Source organism: Pseudonocardia sp. (assembly GCF_029263155.1).
In the GTDB taxonomy this organism is placed as follows: domain Bacteria; phylum Actinomycetota; class Actinomycetes; order Mycobacteriales; family Pseudonocardiaceae; genus Pseudonocardia.
In genome coordinates this window covers 1-23857 of sequence record NZ_JAJCYB010000090.1, presented here as the reverse complement: position 1 = coordinate 23857, position 23857 = coordinate 1, and the positions used below count along the sequence as shown (strand labels likewise).

At 74.3% G+C, this 23857-nt stretch carries 20 protein-coding genes; 9 read left to right on the top strand and 11 right to left on the bottom strand.

Features of this window, described 5'->3' with window-relative positions; all coding sequences use genetic code 11:
* Window positions 1–135: 135 nt before the first annotated feature.
* From Q1K26_RS18875 to Q1K26_RS18860, 4 genes are all read right to left on the bottom strand, one after another.
* On the bottom strand, window positions 136–1374 hold the full coding sequence (locus tag Q1K26_RS18875) for a hypothetical protein (protein ID WP_300014528.1): 1239 nt from the start codon (window positions 1372–1374) through the stop codon (window positions 136–138).
* 6 nt (window positions 1375–1380) lie between these two features.
* Window positions 1381–2136 (bottom strand): hypothetical protein, encoded by a 756-nt coding sequence (locus tag Q1K26_RS18870; protein ID WP_300014525.1) that lies wholly within the window; start codon window positions 2134–2136, stop codon window positions 1381–1383.
* Window positions 2133–2762, bottom strand: coding sequence for a hypothetical protein (locus Q1K26_RS18865; protein ID WP_300014522.1), 630 nt, complete (start codon window positions 2760–2762; stop codon window positions 2133–2135). The genes Q1K26_RS18870 and Q1K26_RS18865 overlap by 4 nt, the downstream gene beginning before the upstream one ends.
* A gap of 300 nt (window positions 2763–3062) precedes the next feature.
* Window positions 3063–4571, bottom strand: a complete 1509-nt coding sequence (locus Q1K26_RS18860; protein WP_300014519.1) for a glutamate--cysteine ligase — start codon at window positions 4569–4571, stop codon at window positions 3063–3065.
* Between the two features lie 155 nt (window positions 4572–4726).
* Here Q1K26_RS18860 and Q1K26_RS18855 point away from each other — a divergent pair, with 155 nt between their 5' ends.
* Window positions 4727–5536: an RNA methyltransferase gene (locus tag Q1K26_RS18855; protein ID WP_300014516.1), complete on the top strand. Its 810-nt coding sequence runs from the start codon at window positions 4727–4729 to the stop codon at window positions 5534–5536.
* 7 nt (window positions 5537–5543) lie between these two features.
* Entirely contained in the window at window positions 5544–6119 is a 576-nt protein-coding gene (locus Q1K26_RS18850; RefSeq protein ID WP_300014537.1) for a DUF2537 domain-containing protein, read from the top strand.
* A 13-nt stretch (window positions 6120–6132) separates the two neighbouring features.
* Here Q1K26_RS18850 and sepH read toward each other — a convergent pair whose 3' ends face one another.
* The 3 genes from sepH to Q1K26_RS18835 form a co-directional block, all read right to left on the bottom strand.
* On the bottom strand, window positions 6133–7410 hold the full coding sequence (gene sepH, locus Q1K26_RS18845; RefSeq protein WP_300014513.1) for a septation protein SepH: 1278 nt from the start codon (window positions 7408–7410) through the stop codon (window positions 6133–6135).
* A 326-nt stretch (window positions 7411–7736) separates the two neighbouring features.
* A complete protein-coding gene (serC, locus tag Q1K26_RS18840) occupies window positions 7737–8870 on the bottom strand; it encodes a phosphoserine transaminase (protein WP_300014511.1) in 1134 nt (377 codons plus the stop codon).
* A 146-nt stretch (window positions 8871–9016) separates the two neighbouring features.
* Entirely contained in the window at window positions 9017–10090 is a 1074-nt protein-coding gene (locus Q1K26_RS18835) for a citrate synthase 2 (protein ID WP_300014534.1), read from the bottom strand.
* 364 nt (window positions 10091–10454) lie between these two features.
* Here Q1K26_RS18835 and pdxH point away from each other — a divergent pair, with 364 nt between their 5' ends.
* The 3 genes from pdxH to Q1K26_RS18820 all read left to right on the top strand — a co-directional run bounded on the left by pdxH (window position 10455) and on the right by Q1K26_RS18820 (window position 14024).
* A complete protein-coding gene (pdxH, locus tag Q1K26_RS18830; RefSeq protein ID WP_300014508.1) occupies window positions 10455–11099 on the top strand; it encodes a pyridoxamine 5'-phosphate oxidase in 645 nt (214 codons plus the stop codon).
* A gap of 183 nt (window positions 11100–11282) precedes the next feature.
* Entirely contained in the window at window positions 11283–12548 is a 1266-nt protein-coding gene (locus tag Q1K26_RS18825) for an MFS transporter (protein ID WP_300014531.1), read from the top strand.
* A gap of 180 nt (window positions 12549–12728) precedes the next feature.
* Window positions 12729–14024: a citrate synthase gene (locus tag Q1K26_RS18820; protein WP_300014505.1), complete on the top strand. Its 1296-nt coding sequence runs from the start codon at window positions 12729–12731 to the stop codon at window positions 14022–14024.
* Here Q1K26_RS18820 and Q1K26_RS18815 read toward each other — a convergent pair.
* Window positions 14000–15145, bottom strand: coding sequence for an FAD-dependent monooxygenase (locus tag Q1K26_RS18815; RefSeq protein ID WP_300014502.1), 1146 nt, complete (start codon window positions 15143–15145; stop codon window positions 14000–14002). The two genes, Q1K26_RS18820 and Q1K26_RS18815, sit on opposite strands and share 25 nt — an antisense overlap.
* 66 nt (window positions 15146–15211) lie before the next feature.
* Between Q1K26_RS18815 and Q1K26_RS18810 the strand changes: the two genes are divergently transcribed.
* From Q1K26_RS18810 to Q1K26_RS18795, 4 genes are all read left to right on the top strand, one after another.
* The gene (locus Q1K26_RS18810; protein ID WP_300014499.1) at window positions 15212–15775 is read left to right on the top strand and encodes a TetR/AcrR family transcriptional regulator; all 564 of its coding nucleotides are present in this window, start codon (window positions 15212–15214) and stop codon (window positions 15773–15775) included.
* Between the two features lie 176 nt (window positions 15776–15951).
* Window positions 15952–17340 (top strand): deoxyribodipyrimidine photo-lyase, encoded by a 1389-nt coding sequence (locus Q1K26_RS18805; RefSeq protein WP_300014496.1) that lies wholly within the window; start codon window positions 15952–15954, stop codon window positions 17338–17340.
* 620 nt (window positions 17341–17960) lie between these two features.
* Complete coding sequence (locus Q1K26_RS18800) at window positions 17961–18197, top strand: hypothetical protein (RefSeq protein ID WP_300014493.1); 237 nt, start codon at window positions 17961–17963, stop codon at window positions 18195–18197.
* Window positions 18198–18265: 68 nt separating this feature from the next.
* Window positions 18266–19372 (top strand): glycoside hydrolase family 6 protein, encoded by a 1107-nt coding sequence (locus Q1K26_RS18795; protein ID WP_300014490.1) that lies wholly within the window; start codon window positions 18266–18268, stop codon window positions 19370–19372.
* Between the two features lie 4 nt (window positions 19373–19376).
* On the opposite strand, the gene Q1K26_RS18790 is transcribed toward Q1K26_RS18795, so the two are convergent.
* The 3 genes from Q1K26_RS18790 to Q1K26_RS18780 form a co-directional block, all read right to left on the bottom strand.
* Window positions 19377–20561 carry an ABC transporter permease gene (locus tag Q1K26_RS18790; protein ID WP_300014487.1) on the bottom strand — a complete coding sequence of 395 codons (1185 nt, stop codon included), beginning with the start codon at window positions 20559–20561 and terminating at the stop codon, window positions 19377–19379.
* Window positions 20558–21481 (bottom strand): ATP-binding cassette domain-containing protein, encoded by a 924-nt coding sequence (locus tag Q1K26_RS18785; RefSeq protein ID WP_300014484.1) that lies wholly within the window; start codon window positions 21479–21481, stop codon window positions 20558–20560. The genes Q1K26_RS18790 and Q1K26_RS18785 overlap by 4 nt, the downstream gene beginning before the upstream one ends.
* A 67-nt stretch (window positions 21482–21548) precedes the next feature.
* Window positions 21549–23282: a helix-turn-helix domain-containing protein gene (locus Q1K26_RS18780; RefSeq protein WP_300014481.1), complete on the bottom strand. Its 1734-nt coding sequence runs from the start codon at window positions 23280–23282 to the stop codon at window positions 21549–21551.
* Window positions 23283–23857: the final 575 nt, after the last annotated feature.

The window sequence follows — 23857 nt, the reverse complement described above, 5'->3', positions numbered from 1 at the left end:
GGCACAGCCAACGGTGCGAAGGGCCTGTTCGGCCGACGTCTAGAGTGGACGCAGACGTCGAGATGGAACCGGCTGGTAGCAGGTCGAGGGCCTGCGTTAGATGCATGAATGCTGCTTCTCATGGAATAATGATCACTACTCCCGGAAGCTGACGTGGATGTGGTCGTAGTGCCCACCGGTGGCGTTGCGCGTGTCGTAGACGCCGCCGCCGGTGTAGCGACGGCCCCAGCCGTCGGTGTCGGCGACCCCCGGATCCCAGTAGCGGCCCTGCCAGATCAGGTACTTGACCTGCAACGGCTCCGCGTGCGTACGGAACCAGTCGGCCACCCGCCATCCCGAGTCGAGCTCGCCGCCCTCCGCGAACGCACCCGGGGCGGTGGCGAACAGGTCGCACGCCTTGCCCCGGGGGTGGTCGCTGCGCGGGTTCCACGCGTGCGCGTCCCAGCAGCCGGCGTTGCGGATCACCGGGCCCTGCGACCAGCCGCCGAACGCCGCGGACGCGGCCTCCAGGCCGTGCCGGGCGGCGCCGGTGAGGCAGCCGTCACCGGTGGGGTCGGTCAGCTCGCAGCCGGTGGCGCCGCCGGTCCACGGCGCGGGGGCCGCGCCCCCGGCGGGCGCCCCCTCCGTGGGCGCGGCGTCGGCGGCTGCGGCGTCGGCGGCTGCGGCGTCAGGGGGCACCGCGTCGGCGGGCACCGCATCCGCGGGTGTCGGCTCCTCGGGTGGTCCGGGCGGAGCCGCGGAGAAGCGGTCGACCTCGGCGCGCACCCCCTCGACGTAGCCCCCGATCACCTCCGCGCACCGCTGTCCGCAGCGCGCCTCACCCGCCTCGGGCACACCGGTGGCGCTCCCTGCGACGCGACCGCAGCCTGCGAGGTGGCAGACGAGCATCGCGTCGAGAGGGTCGGCCGTCTTGCCGGTGTCCTCCAGGTGCCGGGTGACGGCACGCAGGTTGGTGCAGATCCACGCCACGGCGATCCGCAGGTGCGATTCCACGTCGGTGACGTCGTCGTCCGGGCCCGGGGGATCCGACGACCAGCGGTCGCCACCCGCCGCGACCCAGTTGCTCTGGTCGAACTGGTACAGCCCGGCGGGGCCGTCCGGGTCGTCGGAGACGAGTTCGGCGTCCCAGCCCGACTCCACCTGCACCTGCGCCACGACCCACACCGGGGGCAGCTCCGGGCAGCCGGTCGCCGTGAGCTCCGCGATCAGAGGCAGCCACTCTCGGGCGGCCTCGGGCACCGCTTCGGCCGCGACGCCCGACGTCGGATCGACGGGCTCCTCGCCGGGCGCCGCACCCAGCAGCAACAGGCCCGCGAGTGCCGCGAGCGCCGCCGCGAGCGGCCTGCGCAGCGCAGGGACGGTGGGGGCGGGCATCGGTGATCACCGGCCCCGGGCGGGTTCGCAGGACTCGAGCGCGTCGTCGTCGAGGTCGCCGGCCGGGGCCTGCGCGCGGCCGGCCCGCGGGGACGCCGGTCGCTCCACCGTCGCCAGCCCCCGCCACAGCGTGCGCGGCGACGGCGGGCCGGGAGGGCCGTGGACGACACCGCGCGGCGTGGCCGGACCGTCCACCGCGCCGCGCCCGCGCGGCGACGGCGGGCGGGGAGGGTCCTGGACGGTGCCGCGTGGCGGGCCCGGACGGTCCACGGCTCCGCGCCCGCGCGGGGCGGGCGTCGCGGCGGCCCCCGGGGACGGCCGCGGACCGGGTCGGGTGCCGGTCAGGCCACCGTCGTGGACCAGGCCCGCGGTGATCTGCAGCAGCGCGTCGGCGTAGGGGCGCAGCGGTCGCGGCCGCCGGTCCGCGGGCACGGCGAGCAGCCGTGCGGCCTCCGCGGCGGGCGGTTCGTCGAGTGCACGCCAGCGCTCCACGTCGGGCAGCAGCACGATCGCCCCGAAGCGGGGACGGATCCGGTCGAGCCACGCGCGCGCGGCGGGTGCCGGTGCGCCGTCGGTGCGCAGCGCCAGCACGGAGGCGCCGGGGACGGCCGCGGCGCGGGCGAGATCGGCGGAGCAGGCCCGGCAGACCAGCACGTCGACCGGTCCGCCGGCGTAACGACCGCCGTCGATGCCGTGCAGCGCGGTGGCGAGCGTGGTGGTGCCGACCCCGGCCGCGACGCCCGCGAACAGCGGTACCCTCACCACGCACCGCCCGTGGACGACGGGGCGGCCGGTGGCGCCGCCAGCGGGTCGTCGTCGGCGAGGGAATGATCCTCGGCGGGCGGTGGCGGTGGCGGTGGATCCTCGCCGAGGGTCTCCTCCCACGCGTCGACGACCAGGCGCCCGCCCTCGGCCGCGACCGGCACGTTGATCCGGATCCAGTACGACGCGAGGCTGCGCCAGCCGCGGCCGGTGGGTGCGGGCGCCACGGCGGGGATCCCGGCGACGTCGGGGTCGGGGCCCGCCGGTTCGGGGCCGTGCTCGCCGACCGCGCGGTAGGGGGTGACCCGTACCCGGACGTCGACGAGCACGCGGCCCTCGCCGTCCCCGCGGACCAGCCCGGGCAGTGCGAACTCGGCGCGCTGCCGGCCCCGACCCGACCAGCCCAGGTGCGCCGGGTCGCTGCCCGGCACCGGCAGGTAGTCGCGCAGCACGCGCGCCCGCCGCCCGGGGTCGTCCTCGTCCCACGACAGGTAGTCGACGGCGAACGCCGCGGCCAGCGCGGCGGCCTCGGCCGGGTCGGGAGTGGTGGCGGGACCCGAGCCGGGGTCGGGACCGGGGCCCGCGACGGGCGGGAACCCGAACGGGTCGGTGGGCGGATCGGCCACGGCCCCCGACCGGTCGGCGGCCGGCACCGAGGGCCACGGCGGGAGGGGCGGCGGCGCAACCGGGGCCGGCGGGGGAGCGGGGTAGGGAGGGGGCCCCGCGGTCGGCTGGCCGAAGATCCGGAATCGGGACACCGCGGTCACCGGGTGCGCCCGGTCGGCGTGGAGCGGTCGGACATGGTTCCCCCGGTGGTGCGGGCTCGGCTGTAGGACCGGGGGGACTGTAGGGAGGCAGCGCGCTCCCCGTGGCGGTTCGGGAAAACTCGTCGGGATCGGGGCTCTGCCGGGCGGAGCCCGGCCCGCTCAGGCGGGCGTGGTCCAGGCGTGCACCGGCTCGTTCGCGGTCGAGAACTCCAGGTAGCGAGCCAGCATGCCGCGCAGGGCGGCCGGGCGCTCGAGGCCGCGGGCCTGCAGCGCGGCCACCGTGTCGAGCTGCCACGAGGCCCCGGTCCGCCGCTGCACGCAGCGTCGCTCGATCACCGTCAGGTAGTGGTCGGCGACCTCGGGGTGCACACCCCAGCGGGCCAACCCGGCGGCGGCCTGCGGGAGCAGCTTGCGCAGCACGAGCTCGTCGGGCCGGATCCATCCGGTGCCCGGCCAGTAGAGGGGCCCGTCGAGGCCGTGGCGGGCCGCGGTGGTGAAGTTCTCCTCGGCGGCCTCGAACGACATCGAGCTCCACAGCGGCCGCTCGGCCTCCACCAGCTCGCGCAGGAGCCCGTAGAAGAACAGCGCGTTCGCCACCATGTCGACGACGGAGGGCCCGGCCGGCAGGACGCGGTTCTCCACCCGCAGGTGCGGCACCCCGCCGGCGATGTCGTACACGGGACGGTTCCAGCGCCAGATCGTGCCGTTGTGCATCCGCAGCTCGTCGAGCTGGGGGATCCGGCCCTCGGCCAGGTCGGCGAACGGGTCGGTGTCCTCGGTGACCGGCATGAGCGCCGGGAAGTAGCGCCCGTTCTCGGCGAACAGGTCCAGCACCGAGGTGATCCACCGCTCGCCGAACCAGACGCGCGGTCGCACGCCCTGGTTGCGCAGCTCCGGGGTGCGGACGTCGCACGACTGCTCGAACAGTGGGATCCGGGTCTCCGCCCACAGCCGCGAACCGAGCAGGAACGGCGAGTTCGCACCGACGGCGAGCTGCACCCCGGCCAGGCACTGCGCGGCGTTCCAGTAGGCCGCGAAGGAGTCGGGCGGCACCTGCAGGTGCAGCTGCATCGACGTGCACGCCGCCTCGGGCGCGATCGAGTCGAAGTCGGCCACCAGGTGCTCCGGGGAGACGTCGTGGCGACCCGACGGGTCGTCCCCGGTGATGTCGAGGCGGATCGGCTCGCCCCGGGCGGTGAGCATCTGCTCGTTGAGCATCGTGTAGCGCTGGTCGGTCGACAGCGCGTCCACACCGAGGTGCTGCTTCTGCAGCGTCGGCAGGATCCCGATCACGGCGAGCTGCGCGCCGTGGTCATCGGCCGCGGCGCGTACCGTGCCGAGCTCGTCGAGCAGCACGCTCTCCAGGCGGCGCCACTGGTCGCCGAGCAGCGGGCGCGGCGGCAGGTTCAGCTCGAGGTTCCAACGACCGAGCTCGGACTGGAACTCACCGGCACCCATCGCCGCGAGGACGCGGGCGCCCGCCGGGGTGGGACAGAGATCGTGGTCGACGAGGTTGAGTTCCACCTCGAGCCCGGTCATCGGCTCGTCGCAGGCGAGTGTGCGCTCCTTCAGCATCACTGCGAGCGCGTCGAGGCACCTCTGCACCTTCGCCCGATACGTCTGGCGGTCCCGCCGACTGAACGTGGTCCGGTCGACGTCCTGGCCCATACGTGACACTGCCTCCTCGCCCCCCGGGCCGAGCCCGGACCAGGGGTGCCCGGTCGGGCGAGTGCTCCACCGTGACACACCGCTACCGATGCCGCTACGGCCGACCGGATGAGTGGTGCCCGACGGGTCGTCGCGACCTGCGACGATCGGTGACCGTGGCCACCATCACCGTCGTCTCCGACCCGGCCGATCCACGCCTGGACGACTACCGCGACCTGACCACGGCCGACCGCCGTCCCGACCGGCCCGGCGGGCGCGGGCTCGTCATCGCCGAGGGCGTGGTCGTGGTCCGCCGGTTGCTGGACTCGCCCTACCCGCTGCGGTCGGTGCTGGGCGTGCCACGCCGGCTCGACGACCTCGCCGCCGACCTCGCGCACCTCGACGTGCCCGCGTACTCCACCGACGCCGACACGATGGCCACCACCGTCGGCTTCCACCTCAACCGCGGGGTGCTCGCCGTCGCCGATCGGGCGGCACCGGTGGACCCGGTGGCGCTCGCCCGCTCCGTGCGCACCCTCGCCGTGCTGGAGGGTGTCGGCGACCACGAGAACCTCGGTGCGCTGTTCCGCAACGCCGCCGCGCTCGGCGTCGACGGGGTGCTGCTCGGGCCGCGCTGCTCCGACCCGCTCTACCGGCGCAGTGTGCGGGTGTCGATGGGACATGTGCTGCGGGTGCCGTTCGCCGAGCTCCCCGGCAGCTGGCCGGCGTCGCTGGGACTGGTGCGCGACGCCGGCCTGCGGGTCGCGGCGCTGACCCCGTCCGGGTCGGTACCGATCGTCGACGCGGGGCTGACGGGCCGGCGGGTGGCCCTGCTCCTGGGGGCGGAGGGGCCGGGTCTGACCCCGGAGGCGCTGGCCGCGGCCGACGTGGCGGTCCGCATCCCGATGGCATCCGGCGTCGACTCTCTCAATGTGGCAACGGCCGCCGCGGTGGCCTTCCACGCGGTCGGAGCCGCCGTACCCTGATCACGTGATGAGGGCCGCGGGGGGCCGGGTGGAACTCGGGGACGGCCGCCCCGGTGATCCACCGCTACCCGACGACCTGGAGTCCGCCCTGCGCGAGTGGGCCGCGTTCGCCGTGGCCGTCGACCGCCCCGGCGCCGACGTCGAGCAGGACCTGGTGCGCCGCCGCGGCCGCCAGCTCGCGTCCCGGGTGGCGCGGGTGCGGGGCCGCCCCGTCGACTTCGTCGACCCGGTCAGCGGCTCCGTCGAATCGATGCGGGCTGCCGTCCCGGGACCGCGCGCGCCCGTCGGTGCCCGGCGTTCCCCGCTCGCCGTCGAGCCCCCCGGGCCCACCCCGTGGGCCACCGGCCTGCCCGTGGCGGCCTTCTTCGCGGTACTGGTCACGATGGCCGACGTGCTGCTCAGCACGACCTTCGCCGAGGCGTTCGGGCTGTGGTGGGTGCCCGCGAACCTGCTGGTCGGGCTGGGACTGGCCCCGTCGCTGTACCTGTTGCGGGTCGTGCCGTTCTGGCGGTGGCCCGCGCTGGGCACGGCCGCCGGTCTCGTGGTCGCGTGGGTCGTGCTGCTCGCGGGCGCGCTGGGCTGAACGGCCCGCGGACTCAGCGCTGGCCGCGGACCCCGAGGAGGACCTCGTCCCACGAGGGCATGACGGGCTTGCCCTTCTTGGTGCGGCGGCTGGTGGTGGCCGGGGCCTCGGCGGCGGGTTCGGCGGGAGCCTCGGCCTGCTCGCGGACCTCCTCGCGCGGAGCGGGTGGGTCCGGGGTCGTCGACGCAGCAGGCTCGGTCGGGCGCGCCTGCGGATCGGGTCGGTTCCGGGCGGGCTCGGCCCGGGCGGGCTCATCCTGGTGCTGCTCGGTCTCGGACGCGGGCGACGCGGGCTCGGGCTCGGACCGGGCGGGCTCGGGCCGGGCGGGCTCGGGCCGGCGCTGCTCGGGCTCGGCCTGGCGCTGCGCGGGCGGGCCGGCCGTGCGGCCCGGCACGGACCGGTCGTACCCGGTGCGCTCGCCGAGGTCGCGCTGGCCGGCTCCGCGCTGGCCGATGCCGCGGTCGGCCGGGGCATCGAGCGCCGGGGCCTGGGCCTGGTCGACGGCGGTGCGGTCCGCCGGGCGCTCGCCGGAGCGCTCTGTCGGACGGTCCGAGCCCCGTCCACGGTGCTCGGCGGCCCGGTTGTCGGGAGCCGGTCCGCGCTCGCGGGCCGGGTCGGACGCGGTGGCCCGCAGCTCGGGGTGCTGCGGTGCCGGTGCGGGCTCGTCCGGCCGCGCGATGTCGATCACCGGGCCGACCGGGCGGAGCGGCCGTGCCGGAAGCCCCTCGACCAGGTCGCTGGCGTGCTCGTCGACGGAGGTGACGGTGCCGCCGTGCGCCCCGGGCTGGAAGATCCAGTGTGCGCGGTTGTCCGACCGTCCGGCCCGCCAGGAGAGCGCGACGAGCCACCGTCCGTCCTCGCCCTTCCAGGAGTCCCACTCCGCCTCGGTGTACTCCTGGCCGCGCAGCCCGAAGGTGTGCGCGACGACGTCGCCCAGCGTCCGGACGTCCGGCCCGTCGCCACGGACCGGGTGGGCCCGCTGTGCGACCTCCGCCGTGCGCGAGCGCTCCAGCAACACCGGGTAGGCGAAGCGCTCGATCTTCTGGATGGGCACCCCGGCGGCGGAAGCGACCTGTTCCACGGACGCTCCGGCGCGGATGCGGGCCTGGATCTCACGTGGACGCAACTGGCTCTCCAACTCGATCGCGATCTGCCCGAGACGGGTGAGGTCGCCCCGGGCGGCGGCGCGCAACTGCTCGTCGGCGGGCACGGTGAAGCGCTCGCGACGGCCGGAGTCCTCGAGGACGACGTCGCCGCCCTCGGTGATCCCGACGACCCGCAGCGCGCGCATCCGCGGCCTCCTACCGTTCTCAAGACTCTCCCCGTCCGGGTGACGGTAGATGCCGAGTCGCGCCGGGCGGCGGAGGCGCGCCGGGGCCGTAGTACCCGCCTTGACGTCGCACAACCTGCCCGCACACGCAGCGTCCCACGTGTGAGACGTGAGGTAAAGCTGGGGCAGAAGTTACAGATGTGACTACCCGCCGCATCCGGCCACCACAGCGCCGCACCCGCACCCAGCCGCACCCCGCCCCACCGACTTGCAGTGGGGTGGCTTCACTGCAGCCAGGCTCCAGCAAAGCCACCCCACTGCAAGTCGGGGCGGCGCGGGGGCGGCGGTCAGGGGAGGTTCGGGACGATCCAGTCGATGCAGGCCGTCAGGGCCTCGACGTCGGCCGGATCGACCGCCGGGAACATGCCGATGCGCAGCTGGTTGCGGCCCAGCTTGCGGTAGGGCTCGGTGTCCACCACGCCGTTGGCGCGCAGCACCTTCGCCACCGCGGCGGCGTCGACCGCGTCGTCGAAGTCGATCGTGCCGACCACCTGCGAACGGTGCGCGGGGTCGGACACGAACGGCGTGGCGTACTCCGACTTCTCGGCCCAGCCGTAGAGCCGCCCGGACGACTCGGCGGTGCGCGCGACGCAGGCGTCGAGCCCGCCGAGACCGTTCATCCAGTCGATCTGCTCGGCCATCAGCACCAGCGTGGCGACGGCGGGGGTGTTGTAGGTCTGGTCCTTGAGGGAGTTGTCCACCGCCGTGGCCAGCGACAGGAACGGCGGGACCCACCGGTCGGACGCCGCCAGCTCGGCCACCCGCTCCAGCGCGGACGGGCTCATGAGCGCGAGCCACAGCCCACCGTCGGACGCGAAGCCCTTCTGCGGGGCGAAGTAGTAGGCGTCCGCCTGGGAGACGTCGACGGGCAGGCCCCCGGCGCCGGAGGTGGCGTCGACGACGACGAGCTGGCCGTCGATGGCCTCGGCCGGGCGGACGACGGGGACCGAGACGCCGGTCGAGGTCTCGTTGTGGGCCCAGGCGAGGACGTCGCAGCTGGGGTCGGCCTGCGGCTCGGGCGCGCTGCCCGGATCGGCCGTGACGACGATCGGGTCGGCGAGGAAGGGCGCGCCGCGCGTGGACTCGGCGAACTTGGCCGAGAACTCGCCGTAGGTCAGGTGCAGGGCGCGCTCGCGGACCAGGCCGAAGGCGGCGGCGTCCCAGAACGCGGTGGACCCGCCGTTGCCGAGGACCACCTCGTAGCCCGCCGGCAGCGAGAACAGCTCGCCCAGCCCGGATCGCACGCGGGCGACCAGTGACTTCACCGGCTTCTGGCGGTGCGAGGTGCCCATCACGGCACCGGCGGCCGCGACGGCGGCGAGCTGTTCGGGGCGGACCTTGGACGGTCCGCAGCCGAAGCGCCCGTCGGCGGGCAGGAGGTCGGTGGGGATCTGCAGGTCGGTGGACGTGGAAGCGGTCACGGATCCCAGTCTGGCACCCGCGCCGCCGGCGGCAGGCCCCGGCGGCCGTGCCCCGCGTCACGCCCGATGTCACCTGCTCGCAGCGAACGGCACGTTCGTGCACCCCGGGTGGACGGGCGTGCCGTTCGCTGCCGGGCCGGGTTCGGTCAGATCGAGTCCCAGCCCTCGACGGCCTCGGGCTTGCGCGGCCCCGGGCCGATGTACTGCGCGGACGGGCGCACGAGCTTGTTCTCGCGCTTCTGCTCCATGATGTGCGCCGACCAGCCCGCCGTGCGTGCGCTGGTGAACATCGCGGGCATCATGTGCGGCGGGACCTGGGCGAAGTCGAGGATGACCGCCGCCCAGAACTCGACGTTCGTCTCGATCGGGTGGTCCGGACGGCGCTCCCGCAGCTCGGCGAGCGCCGCCTGCTCGAGCGCGACGGCCACCTCGTAGCGGGGCGCGTTCAGCTCCCGACACGTGCGGCGCAGCACGCGGGCCCGGGGATCCTCGGCCCGGTACACCCGGTGCCCGAAACCCATGAGCTTCTCGCGCCGGTCGAGGATGCCCTTGACCAGCCCGGACGGGTCGTCGGTCCGCTCGACCTCCTCCAGCATCGGCAGCACCCGCGCCGGCGCGCCGCCGTGCAGCGGCCCGGACATGGCGCCGATCGCGCCGGACATGGCCGCGGCGACGTCGGCCCCGGTGGAGGCGATCACGCGTGCGGTGAACGTCGACGCGTTCATGCCGTGCTCGCACGCCGACACCCAGTAGGCGTCGATGGCCTTGGTGTGGGCGGGGTCCGGGTCGCCGCGCCAGCGTGTCATGAAGCGCTCGGTGATCGTGGTGCACTCGTCGATCCGGGCCTGCGGGACGGCGGGGATGCCGATCCCGCGCGCCGACTGGGCGACGTAGGACAGGGCCATCACCGAGGCGCGGGCGAGCTGGTCGCGGGCCTCGGGCTCGTCGGTGTCCAGCAGCGGGCGGTAGCCCCAGTAGGGGGCGAGCATCGCCAACGCGGCCTGGACGTCGACACGGACGTCGCCGGTGTGCACCGGGATCGGGAACGGGTCGGCGGGCGGCAGGCCCGGACCGAACCGGCCGTCGACGAGCAGCGCCCAGACGTTGCCGAAGCTGATCTTCCCGACCAGGTCCTCGATGTCGACGCCGCGGTAGCGCAGCGCGCCGCCGTCCTTGTCGGGCTCGGCGATCTGGGTGCGGAAGGCGACATGGCCCTCCAGCCCGGACTTGAAGCCGGGCGGGGGCGGAGGTACCGCCGAGCCGTTCGGCTGGTCTGCGGTACCCGGCGCGGTCGGCGCCGTCGGCGCAGTGGACACGCGTCCTCCTCGTAGGTCCCCGACTCTGGACACCCTGGCCGACTCCAGTGGCCCCGCATCGGGTGGCCGTCGGCCGGAGCACGCGCGCGCCGGGACGGGTGTTCCCGTGCACACGCGAACCGCACCGGTCACGACCGGCGTGGTTGGCGTCACCCTGCACCCAGCGACCCCGTCCTGCAACGGGGCGGGCGGGTGGGATCGGTCACCGGGATTGTCCCGGCGGCACCCGCCCACATAACGTCACAATCCGGTGACGGGGAGGCGCGCGATGGCAGAGCAGCTGGCGAGCATGCGGGTGGACTACCGCAGCGTGGAACTCGACGTCGGAGACCTCGCGCCCACCTGGCACGAGCAGCTCGGCTCCTGGCTGCGCGAGGCCGAGTCGGCGGGCGTGGCCGAGGCCAACGCGATGGTGCTCGCCACGGCGGGGGAGGACGGCAGACCCAGCTCGCGCACCGTGTTGTGCAAGGGCCTCGACCCCCGCGGCGTCGTCTTCTTCACGAACTACACCTCCGCCAAGAGTCACGACCTGCGTGCGACGCGGTACGCGAGCGCCACCTTCCCGTGGTATCCGCAGCACCGGCAGGTGCACGTGCGTGGCACGGTCGAGGAGGTCACGGCGGCCGAGACGCAGGAGTACTGGAGGTCCCGGCCCCGGGGCTCCCAGCTCGGGGCGTGGGCGTCGGCACAGTCGGTCGTGGTGCGCGACCGCAAGGTGCTCGACGACGCGCTCGCCGGCGTCACCCAGCGCTTCGGTGACGGCCCGGTGCCGGTGCCCGCGCACTGGGGCGGCTGGCGGATCGTGCCCGAGCAGGTGGAGTTCTGGCAGGGCCGGGCGAACCGCATGCACGACCGGTTGCGCTTCCAGCTCGGCCGGGATCGCACGTGGACGGTCCGCCGGCTCGCTCCCTGACCGCCCGCGGATCCCGCGTGCCGCCGGTGGCCCGACGGGGGTGTCCGAGGTCGCAGGATCGCCGCCCGTGCCCGTGGTAAGCCTGGACGGGTGCAGCGTCCGGAGCAGCCCACCCGGCCCGACGGGCCGCAGGAGCGGCCCACCGGCGCGCTCGGAACCGGCCCGGACGCCCCGACCCGGCGCCTGCGGAGGATCGCCGGTGCCGTGCGCGGCACGCTCGCCGACACCCGTCCACTGCGCACGCCGTCCTACCGCAGGCTGTGGCTCGCGGGCGTCGTCACCGTCATCGGGGCGCAGCTGTCGGTGGTGGCCGTGCCGACGCAGATCTACGAGCTCACCGGCTCCTCGGCGTGGGTCGGGCTGACGGGCCTGTTCGGCCTCGTGCCGCTCGTCGTGTTCGGGCTGTGGGGCGGCGCGATCGCCGACGCCGTCGATCGGCGCTCGTTGCTGCTGGTCAGCGGCGCGGGGATCGCGGGCGGCTCGCTGCTGCTGTGGGTCACCTCGGCCACCGGCGTCGGCGGCGTGTGGCTGATCCTGTCGCTGTTCGCCGTGCAGACCGCGTTCCTGGCGATCAACCAGCCCACCCGCAACGCCGTCATCCCGCGGCTGCTCCCCGCGGACCAGCTCCCCGCCGCCAACGCGCTGAACATGACCGTCTTCCAGGTCGGGGCGATCGCCGGGCCGCTGCTGGCCGGGGTGCTGATCCCGGTCATCGGGCTGTCCACCCTCTACCTCCTCGACGCCGTCGCGCTGCTCGCCACGCTGTGGGCCAGCTGGCGGCTGCCGGTGATGCCGCCCGATCCGCCCGCGGCCGGGACCGGACGGCGGAAGGCCGGTCTGCGCGAGATCGTCGACGGCTTCCGGTACGCCGCGGCGTACCCGGTGCTGCTGGTGTCGTTCCTCATCGACATCGTGGCGATGGCGTTCGGGATGCCGCGGGTCGTGTTCCCGGAGATGTCCCAGACCGTGTTCGGCGACCCGCCGGGGGGCGGGCCCGCGCTCGGGCTGCTGTTCGCGGCCATCCCGATCGGGATGGTGCTCGCCGGGCTGTTCTCCGGGTGGCTGCGGCGGGTCCGTCGCCACGGGGTGGCCGTCACCGTCGCCATCTGCGTGTGGGGGGCGTCGGTCGCGCTGTTCGGGCTGACGAGCTCGCTCTGGCTGGCCGTGCTCTTCCTCGCGGTCGGCGGCGCGGCCGATCTCGTCAGTTCGTCGTACCGCAGCGCCATCCTGCAGACCGTGGCCACCGACGAGATGCGCGGGCGGATGCAGGGGGTGTTCATCGTGGTCGTGGCGGGCGGGCCGCGGCTGGCCGATCTGTGGCACGGGCCTGCGGCCGCGGTCGCCGGCCCGGGACCCGCGGTCGTGGCGGGCGGGGTGGCCGTGATCGTGCTGGCGCTCGTCGTGGTGCGTCGGTTCCCGGTGTTCTGGACCTACCGAGCTCCCGCATGACCGCGGCGCCGAGATCGGCCGGCTCGGACGTCCATGGTCGCCCGAACGGGTGATGTGCGGCGGAAAGCGGGTCGGCCGGCGCGTGATGTCGGCCGGTCTGCCCGGCGCCCGCCGGAGGCCGCGCACTAGTTTGGGCGCCAACGATCGCGACACCCGACCCGAGTGTGAGGGAACCTCCACATGGCCGACCAGACCGAAGCCGTACTGCACCACCCGGGCGGCGAGTACCCGATGACGATCACCCACGCCACCGAGGGCGCGTCCGCGTTCGACATCGGGAAGCTGCTCCCCACGACCGGACTGGTCACCCTCGACCAGGGTTTCGGCAACACCGCCGCGTGCACCTCGGCGGTCACCTACATCGACGGCGACGCGGGCATCCTGCGCTACCGCGGCTACCCGATCGACCAGCTGGCCGAGAGGTCGACGTTCCTGGAGACCAGCTACCTGCTGATCTACGGTGACCTGCCGACCCAGGCCGAGCTGTCGGCGTTCACCAACAAGGTCAGCCGGCACACGCTGCTGCACGAGGACCTCAAGCGCTTCTTCGAGGGCTTCCCGCGCGACGCGCACCCGATGCCGGTGCTCTCGTCCGCGGTGAGCGCCCTGTCGACCTTCTACCAGGACAGCCTCGACCCCTTCGACGCCGACGCCGTGGAGCTGTCCACCGCGCGGCTGCTGGCGAAGCTGCCGACGATCGCCGCCTACGCGTACAAGAAGTCCGTGGGACAGCCGTTCCTCTACCCGGACAACTCGCTCGGGCTGGTGGAGAACTTCCTGCGCATGACGTTCGGCTTCCCCGCCGAGCCCTACGAGATCGACCCCGAGGTGGCGCGGGCCCTCGAGGTGCTGCTGATCCTGCACGCCGACCACGAGCAGAACTGCTCGACGTCCACCGTGCGCATGGTCGGCTCCTCGCACGCCAACCTGTTCGCGTCGGTCTCCGCGGGCATCAACGCCCTGTTCGGCCCCCTGCACGGTGGTGCCAACCAGTCGGTGCTGGAGATGTTGCAGCGCATCCTGACCGAGGAGGACGGCGACGTCGAGAAGTTCGTCGGCCGCGTCAAGAACAAGGAGAAGGGCGCCCGCCTCATGGGGTTCGGGCACCGCGTCTACAAGAACTACGACCCGCGCGCCCGGATCGTCAAGCAGAGCGCCGACGAGATCCTCAAGAAGCTGGGTGTCACCGACCCGCTGCTCGACATCGCCAAGGCGCTGGAGGAGAAGGCGCTGGCCGACGACTACTTCGTCGAGCGCAAGCTCTACCCGAACGTCGACTTCTACACCGGCGTGATCTACCGGGCCATGGGCTTCCCGACGAAGATGTTCACGGTGCTGTTCGCGCTCGGCCGGCTGCCCGGCTGGATCGCGCACTGGCGCGAGATGATCAACGACGACGCCACGAAGATCGGCCGTCCGCGCCAGCTGTACACCGGGGCCACCGAGCGCGGCTACGTGCCGATGGGCGAGCGCTGACCCGGTCGGGGATCGAACCGGAACTGCGCGGCCATCGCCCGGGTGGCCGGCCCGCGGGGCAGCAGGCGCAGCGCCGCGTCACGGAGCCGGCCCGCGGGTCCGCGTAGCGTCAGGATGCGGTTCATCCGCCGGGCCTGGCGCATCAGGTCGGTGGTGCGCGGGCGGCGCAGCGCGTCGTAGCGGGCGAGCGCCGCCGCGACGTCGGCCGTCGTGTCGAGCACGCCGGCCAGGGTCACCGCGTCCTCGAAGGCCAGGCAGGCGCCCTGGCCGAGGTCGGGGGTCATGGCGTGCGCGGCGTCGCCGAGCAGGGCCACCTGACCGAGGGCGAACGTCGGCAGCGGTGCCGCGAGCCGGGCGGTCTCGACGACGTGGACGTCCCCGGGCGCGGTGGCGGCGATCAGCTCCGCCGCGCAGGGGTGCCAGTCGGCGCGGCGGGCCCGCAGCCAGGCGTGCCGGGCGGTCGGGTCGGCGGGGGCGTCCGGTGTGCGCCAGGTGGCGTACCAGTAGACGGCGCCGTCGGCCATCGGCATGCAGCCGAAGCGCTCGCCGCTGCGGTGGTCGAGCAGTTCCCCGGGCGCCAGCGGCACCCCCGGCGGCGCCGGTGCGATCGCGCGGGCGGCGAACTCGCCCGAGACCTGCAGCCCGGGGTGGCCGGGGAACAGGGCCGCCCGCAGCCGGCTGCCCGCGCCGTCGGCGACGACCACGGCGTCGGAGGTGGGCACGGCGTCGGAGATGGGCACGGCGTCGACGGGTCGTCCGGTCCGGACCGTGCCCGCCGGCAGGGCTTCGGCGAGCAGGCCGTGCAGCCAGCGGCGGGGGACCACGACGACCGGGGCGCCGGTGAGCGCTTCGACCGCGCGCTGGTCGGTGGCCAGCAGCGGCTGGCCGTGCCGGTTCCGCACGCCGCCCGCCGTGCCGAGCGGGGCGGAGCGCTCGCGCACCGGCGCACCGAGACCGAGTGCGTCGAGCGCCAGCACGCCGTTGGGCATGATCCCGATGCCGGCGCCCGTCTCGCGCAGGTGCGGGGCGCGCTCCAGCACCGTCACCGTATGCCCGCTCCGGTGCAGCGCGACCGCCGCCGCCAGCCCGCCGAGCCCCGCGCCCACCACCGTGATGTCCATGCCGGCCTCCCTCTACTCTTGTAGAGACCGTACCATTTGGCTCTACAGAAGTAGAGGACAAGGCTCGTGACCGACCGGCGGACCGAGATCCTCGACGCGGCCCTGCTCGTGCTGGCCGACCACGGCATGCGCGGTCTCACCCATCGCGCCGTCGACGGCGCGGCGGGCATCGCGCCGGGCAGCACCTCGTACTACTTCCGCAGCCGCTCCGCGCTGGTCGCCGGCTGCGTGGAGCGGCTGCTGGCGCTGGACGTGGAACGGGAGATGCCGGCGCTGGTCGCGCCCCGCGGGTCGCCGCTGGACGTGCTCGTCGCCGTCGGGGTGTCGATGGCCACCGACCAGCGGCACCGCACCCTGGCCCGCTACGAGCTGAGCCTGGCCGCCGTCCGGGACCCGGCGCTGCGGGCGGAGCTGCGCGCGGGCGGCGACACGATCCGCCGCCTCGGGGCCGAGGCGTTGGCACATCTGGGCGCGGTCGAACCGGACGCCGCCGCCGCGGAGATCGCCGCGCTGCTGGACGGCCTGGTGTTCACCGCGCTGGTCCGCGGCCCCGACGACCCGGTGGCGCTGGCGGCCTGGCTGCGCCCGCCCCTGGCCCGCACGCTGACGGCACTGACCGCCCAGCCGTAGACCAGCGCCCGCGCCGTCGAGATTCCGGTGGCCCACGCCATTGCAGGAAGGCCACCTTCATGCCATCTGGTTGCGTGAAGGTGGCCTTCCTGCAATCGGACCGCGCCCGGACACCCGCCGCGTCACCCCTGCCGTCGCCGCGCGCGACCGGTCGCCGCGCGTTAGCGTCGCCGATCATGAGTGCCGTCTCCGTCGTCTGGTTCCGTCGTGACCTGCGGGTGCGTGACCAGCCCACGTTCCTCGCCGCCGCGGAGGCGGCGCCGGAGTCGTTGGCGCTGTTCGTGCTCGATCCGGCGCTGCTGGACCCCGCAGGCCCGGCCCGGCGCACCTTCCTCTACCGCGCGCTGCGCTGCCTCGACGAGTCACTCGGCGGGCGGCTGCTCGTCGTGCGCGGTGATCCCGCTGACGTGGTGCCCCGGATCGCCGCTGCCGCCGCGGCCGGCAGGGTGCACGTCGCCGCCGACTACGGCCCGTACGGCGTCCGCCGTGACGAGGCCGTGGAGAAGGCGCTCGTGGCCGACGGGCGGGAGCTGGTGCGCACCGGCTCGCCGTACGCGGTGGCGCCCGGCCGGGTGCGCAAGGGCGACGGCGACCCGTACCGGGTGTTCACCCCGTTCCGGCGCGCGTGGGCCGAGCACGGCTGGCGGGCGCCCGCCGACACCGACGCGAGCACCGTCGACTGGCTCGACCCGGCGGTCAAGGACGGCGGGCCGCGGGCCGTGCGCGTGCCCGACGACGAGCCGGTCGAGGCCCCGCTGCCCGACGCCACCGAGAACGCCGCGCTGGCCCGGTGGCGGGACTTCCTCGACGGCCCCGTCGACCGCTACGGCGACGCCCGCGACCGGCCCGACCGGCCGGGCACCTCGCGGATGTCGGTGTATCTCAAGTACGGGCTCGTGCACCCCCGCACGCTCCTCGCGGACCTGGCCCCGCGGCGCTCGGAGTCGGCGCAGACCTTCCGCACCGAGATCGCCTGGCGCGAGTTCTACGCCGACGTCCTGCACCGGCGCCCCGACTCGGCCCGCCAGAACTACGACCGCGCCTTCGACGCCCTGCCGACGGCGTCCGGCGCCGCCGCCCGCACCGCGTTCGACGCCTGGCGCGAGGGCCGCACCGGCTTCCCGATCGTCGACGCCGGGATGCGGCAGCTGCGCGCGGAGGCGTGGATGCACAATCGCGTGCGCATGATCGTCGCGAGCTTCCTGGTGAAGGACCTGCACCTGCCGTGGTGGTGGGGGGCGCGGCACTTCATGCGGCTGCTCGTGGACGGTGACCTGGCGTCCAACCAGCACGGCTGGCAGTGGACGGCCGGCAGCGGCACCGACGCGTCGCCGTACTTCCGGGTGTTCAACCCGATCACGCAGGGCGAGAAGTTCGACCCGGACGGCGACTACGTCCGCCGCTACGTCCCCGAACTGCGTGACGTGGAGGGAAGGAAGGTGCACCAGCCGTGGACGCTGCCCGGCGGTGTGCCGGAGGGCTACCCGGAACCGATGGTCGACCACAAGGCCGAGCGGCTCGCAGCGCTCGCGCGGTACGACCACGTCAAGGCCGCGCGCAGCTGACTCCTCGCCGCACCGGGCCGCCGCGGTGCCGGTACGGTCGGCGCGCACCGAGGGGAGAGGGGACCATGACCGATACCCGACCGTCCCGCCGTCGCCGCTGGATCGTGCCGGTCGTCGTGTTGGGGGTGGGCGCGTGGGTCGCCGTGCGCAGGCGATCCGGGCCCGGGCCCGCCGCGGCGAACCGAACCGTCCCTTCGCGACCGGTCACGGCGCCCGCGCCCGCGGCGGCGGGTACGACCGGCCGCAACGGCTCGTCCCCGACACCCCCGGCGCCGGGCACCCCACCGGCTCCCGCGGGCAGCCCGGCCCCCCCCGCGGCGTCGACGTCACCACCCGATCCCCCCGACCCGGCGCCGCCGACGGTCCCGCGGCAGCCCTCCCCGGCTGACGGGTCAACGGTTCCCGGGCCTTCCGAGCCGCCTGCCGCGGCCCCGGCGTCCGCCGGGTCGAGCGAGCCGCCCGTCGGCCCTCCGCCGGCACCGTCGCTCGCCGCTGCACCGTCGGGCGCCGCTGCCTCGTCGGACCCACCGCCCGATGCGCCCGAACCCCGCCGATCCTCGTCCCCGCGGCGCCGCGGGGCGGCCACGCCCCCGCAATCCCTCCTCGCGGATCCGCAGGACGTGACCGCCTCCTCTCCCGACTCTCCGCACGGCCCCGGCTCGGCCCTCCCGCTACCCGACGGATCCGCACCGGGCCCGGACTTCACGATCAAGGGCAACGCCGGGTCGATGCTGTTCCACCCGCCGTCGAGCCCGTACTACGCGCGGACCAAGGCGGAGGTGTGGTTCCGCACGGCCGAGGACGCCGTCGCCGCCGGGTTCTCCGCCCACACCCCACGGCGACGCACCGCCGGCTGACGGTCACGGTGTAACGCGCGCCCGCCGACCGAGGATCTATCCCGGGAGGCGGCCGAGCGGAGCGTGCTGTGGCGGAGGACGGTGGGGTGCGGGTGCTCGCGCGCCCGGTCGTGCCCGCGCCACGCCTTCCGCTGGACCTGCACGCCCAGGTCGACGCCCACCTCGAGCTGGCGGCCCGGCTGCCCCCGGAGCCGCCCCGGTTCCCCCGCCGACTGCTCACCGTCGAGATCCCGGCGCTGCTGGTCGCGGTCCTGATCGCGGCCGCCGGGTTCCTGATGTACGGCGGCCCGCCGGGCACGGGCGACCTCTACGTCGACCCCACCACGGCCGCGGCCCGGCAGGTGGCCGAGTGGGAGGGCGCGGGCCGGGCGGCCGACGCGACGCTGCTGCGCCAGATCGCCGACCGCCCGGTCCCGCTGTGGCTCGCGGGCGGCACGGACGTCGCCGCCGTGGTGGCCGACTACACCGACCGGGCGGACGCCGCGGGCGCCGTACCGTTGCTGGTCGCCTACAACATCCCCGACCGCGACTGCGGCAGCTTCTCCGGTGGAGGCGCGGCCGACGGTGCGGCCTACCGGGCCTGGGTTGCCGAGGTCGCCGCGGGCCTGCGCGGGCAGCGGGACCCGCTGGTCGTGCTCGAGCCCGACGCGATCCCGCACCAGCTCACCGGCTGCGTCACCGGTGCGGACGAGCGGTACGCGCTGCTCGCGCACGCCGTCGACGTGCTCGCCGCGGCGGGCGCCCGCGTCTACCTCGACGCGGGCAACCCCGGCTTCGTGCCCGACGTCGGCGCCACGGCCGACGCGCTGGCACGTTCCGGGGTGCGCCGCGCGGCCGGGTTCAGCCTCAACGTCGCGAACTTCTACCCCACCGAGGAGACGGTGGCGCACGGCACGGCGATCTCGCAGGCCCTCGGCGGCGGGGTGCGGTTCGTCGTGGACACCAGCCGCAACGGTGCCGGCCGGGCACCGGAGGCCGCCGACGGCACGCCCTCGTGGTGCAACCCGGCCGGCCGCAGGCTCGGCGTACCGCCCACGACCGACCCGGGGATCCCGCTGGTGGACGCGCTCCTGTGGGTCAAGCGGCCCGGCGAGTCGGACGGCGAGTGCCGGCCGGGGGAGCCCCCGGCCGGCGGCTGGTTCCCCGAGTACGCCCTGGAACTCGTCGAGGGCTGACACCTCACCGGGTGCGCAGCGCCTCGCGCAGGCCCACGCGCGCGCCGGTCCGCAGGATCGAGTTCTCGTAGACGCGAGCGGCCACCCGGACGACCACGACGATCGACACCAGGGCGATAACGACGGACACCGCGACCTCCCACAGCGGCGCCACGCCGAGCGCGTAGCGCGCCGGCATCAGCGTCTGGGAGAAGAACGGCACGAACGACAGCACCGCGACGAGCGGGTTGCGCGGATCGTTGGGCAGCAGGTTCACCGCCAGGATGAAGGGGATGAGCAACACGAAGATCAGCGGCGTGACGACGGAGTTGAGCTCCTCCTGCCGCGACACCGTGGACCCGATCGCGGCGTACAGAGCCGCGAACAGGAAGAAACCCAGCAGGTACCACAGCACGACCATCCCGAACATGCCCGCGGCCGCCCCGGGCACGGTCAACAACCCCGCGGCGGTGCCGGCGACCACCCCGATGACCCCGAGGATCACCAGCTGCAACAGCCCGACGGACCCGAGCCCGAGCACCTTGCCCGCGAGCAGCTGCCACGGCTTGATGGTGGCGAGCAGCAGCTCCACCACGCGGCTCTGCTTCTCCTCGACCACCCCGGTGGCCACCAGTGCGCCGTAGCCGCTCAGCGAGATGAACAGCAGGATCGTGCCCACGAGCGCGATCCCGAGCTGCTCCCCGCTGTTCGCGTCCGCCGGCTCCAGCGTCGCCACCGCCACCTCGGACCGGGCGCCGAGCGCGGCCGGGTCGATCCCGGCCTCGGCCAGCGCGGTGCCGAGCGTGTCCTGCTGCACCGCGGTGATCACCACGGCCTGCAGGCCGGAGTCGACGGCGTCACGGCCCACCAGCTCGTAGCCACCGGCGGATCCGGTCAACAGGGCGTCGAGATCGCCCTCGCCGACGGCCGCGCGTCCCTCGGAGTCGGAGACCTCACGGATCTCCAGCGTCCGGTCCTGGGCCTGCGCGATCTGCTCCATGGCGGGCTGCAGCGAGGCGGTCTCCGGGGTGACCCCGAGCGTGTTGGTCGAGGACTGCCCGGAGATGAACGCGCCCAGCAGCCCGATCCCGGCGAACATCACGAGCGTGACGACCAGGCCGATCACGAAGCTGCGGGACCGGACCTGCGTGGTGAACTCGCGGCGCGCCACGAGAAGGACCGCCTGTGACGGGCTCAGCGGCGAACTCATGCGGGCACCCCGTTCACGGATCCGGACTCGACGACATCGCGGTACAGCTCGGTCAGCGGGGGTCGCCAGCGCCGGAACTCGTGCACCGGGCCCGCGGCCAGCGCCACGCGCAGCACGTCCTGGTCGTCGACGCCGGGCGTGAGCCGGATGCGGGTGTGCGCGCCCGCCCCGTCGGTTACCGTCCCGTCCACCACCTCGACGCCGGGCACCCCGCTCGCCCATCCCGCGGGCGGGCCGTGCACGTCGATCACGGCACTCGCGTCCCGCGCGCGCAGCTCGGACACCGACCCGACGGCCACCATCCGGCCGCCGGAGATGATGCCGATGCGGTCGCAGAGCCGCTCCACCAGTTCGAGCTGGTGGCTGGAGAAGATCACGGGGACGCCCGCGTCGGCCTTGCTGCGCAGCACCCCGCTCATCACCTCGACGGCCGTGGGGTCGAGACCGGAGAACGGCTCGTCGAGCACGAGCACCTCCGGGTCGTGTGCGAGCGCCGCCGCGAGCTGCACCCGCTGCTGGTTGCCCAGCGACAGCTTCTGCACCTCGTCACCGAGGCGGTGGCCGATCTCGAGGGTCGTGGTCCACCGCTGCACGGCGGCGTCCGCGTCGGCGGCCGGCAGGCCGTGCAGCCGCGCCAGGTAGACCAGCTGTTCGCCCACCTTCATCTTCGGATACAGCCCGCGCTCCTCGGGCATGTAGCCGACCCGCCTGCGCAGGTCGGCGTCGACGGGCACCCCCTTCCAGGACACCTCGCCGGCGTCGGCCGACAGCACCCCGAGCACGATCCGCATCGTGGTGGTCTTGCCTGCGCCGTTGCTGCCCACGAAGCCGAACACCTCGCCCGGCCGCACGGTGAAACTCACGTCGTCGAGCGCCTGGACCGTGCCGAAGCGCTTGGACACCCCCCGGATCTCCAACATGGCGGCAGCCTATGGGTCGATCACCGGGGCGCAGGTGCCGATCGTCAACAGGCGGCGATGACAGGTGTCAGGTCAGGCTGGGCATCGAGATCCCGTAGCCACGGATCTTGCGGTAGATCGTGGCGCGGGACATGCCCAGGTGGCGGGCCGCCTCGGCCTTGTTGCCGTCGGTGTCGATGAGCGCGTCGACGATCGCGTCGCACTCGATCGCCTCCAGCGGTGTGAGGACCCGGCGGGTGGTGGCGCGACATTCCGGCGGCAGGTCGGCCGAGGCGACGACCCCGGTGCGCCTGCGGGCCACGACCTTGCGGAGCACCTGGTAGAGCTGCTCGACGTTGCCGGGCCAGCGGTTGCGCATCAGCACCCGCATCGCCTCCGCGGAGCAGCTCAGGTCCGCACCGCGGGTGAGCCGTGCGATCAGGTAGGGCACCAGTTCGGTCACGTCCTCGACGTGGTGGCGCAACGGCGGCACCTCGACGGTGCTCGGGAAGTGGGCGAGCAGCTCGCGCAGGTCGGCACCGCCGCGGCCGGGGGTGACGGTGGCGACGATCCACGGCCGCTCGGGGTCGGTGGACTCGCGGTGCGGCTCCAGCGCGTCGGCCAGCGCCTGCACGGCGGCGGCGTCGAGGCGTTCCAGGTGGGTGAGCACCAGGGTGCCGCCGTCGCCGGACTCGAGCTCCTCGGCGATCTCGGCGACCCACCGCGGCCCGTACTGGTCGGCGTCGAAGACGCGCAGGTGCGCGGCGGGCGTGCGGCCCTGGTGGGTGGCCCGGGCGATCGTGGTCTTGCCCGTGCCCGCCTCGCCCTCCAGGACCAGCCACTCGCGGGCGCGGAAGTGCCGGTCGACGGCCTGGCAGCACTTGGCCCACAACGGTCCGGAGCCGACGGCCGCGGGCAGGCTGGGTGCGGCGGCGGCGACGCTGCGGCTGGTCTGCGTGGTGCCGTTGGCGATGATCTGGACCTGGACGACGCCGCCGCCGCGGTCGCCGTCGGACCAGCTCGGCCGGCACTGCACGCGAGCGGTGTGACCACTGGGCAGGTCGATCATCAGCTGGTGCCGCCTGCCCGCGGCGAGCGCCTCGCCCGCCTCGGCGAGCAGCGGCCCCTGGTCGGCGGGGTCGAGCAGTTCACGGGCGCGGTCGTTCATCATCAGCAGGTCGTCGCTCATGGCGAACACCGCGCCACGGCCGCGTTGGCACGCGGTGAGGTAGTCGTGCAGCAGCGTGAGCTCGCGGCGGCCGGACTGCTCCAGCAGGACCTCCTCGATCCGTTTGGCCACGCTGGAGGCGATGGCGACCATCATCATGTTGGCGTCGCGGCGCCAGCAGGTGAGGTCGACGACGCCGAGCACCTTGCTGCTGACGGGATGCCGGACCGGGACACCGGCGCAGGCCAGGTCCTCGAGGTGCTCGGCGTAGTGTTCGTGACCGAACACCTGCGCGGGCCCACGGCCCTCCAGGGCGGTGCCGATCCCATTCGTCCCGACGTGCCGCTCGGCGTAGCTGAAGCCCGGCGCGAGCGCGATCCGGTCGAGCTGGCGGGTGAGCGACCCGTCGCCGCTGCGGCGGTCGAGCACCACCGCGTCGGCGTCGGTGAGGATCAGGCTCACGGGCTCGCTGGTGAGCTGGTCGGCGACCTCGCGGATGATCGGTCCTGCGGCCCGTGTGAGCAGCGAGTCGAGCGAGAACTCGGACTCGAGGCCGAGCTCGAGGCGGTCGGCGGCCACGTCGTAGTGCCGGGAGCGCGTCCAGGACGCGAGGATCGGTTCCCGCACGACGCCGGGCTCGACGGGTTCGTCCACCAGGAAACAGGTGCGGGCCTGGGCGAGCTCTTCGGAGCCGCCGTCCGGGTGCGGGCGCGTCGAAGTCGAGCGGCGGTCATCCGCCGCTCTCAGCGATGCGCCCAAGCGGAGCGTGCGCTGGTCCGGGTGGTCCAACCGGTTCCCCTTTTCGGAGCTGCTGTGATCCGCGGCGGTGGCCGGTGCGCTTCCCGACGGTACAGGCGCGATGCGCCGAACGGTAGGCAGAGGTCGGTAGCCGACGACAGTCTCATATTGAGACCGCACGTTCTCGGCTCCGGAGGTGTGATTCCCGGCACGGAACGAGAGGCGCCGGGGCCCGCAAGCCCCCGGGGACCACGAGATCCGCGTTCTCACTCCGGTGCCGAGACGCCCGCGCTCGTGTCGGCAGCGAGGAAACCACCACCGTGAGGAGACGACCTTGAGTCGGCAGAGTTTGGCCAAGGCTCACCAGAAGATCCAGGAGCTGTCCTGGGAGCCGCAGTACCACGAGCCGTACATGAAGTACGGAACCGACTACACGTTCCGCAAGGCCGCCAAGAAGGACCCGCTCAAGCAGGTCCTGCGGTCCTACTTCC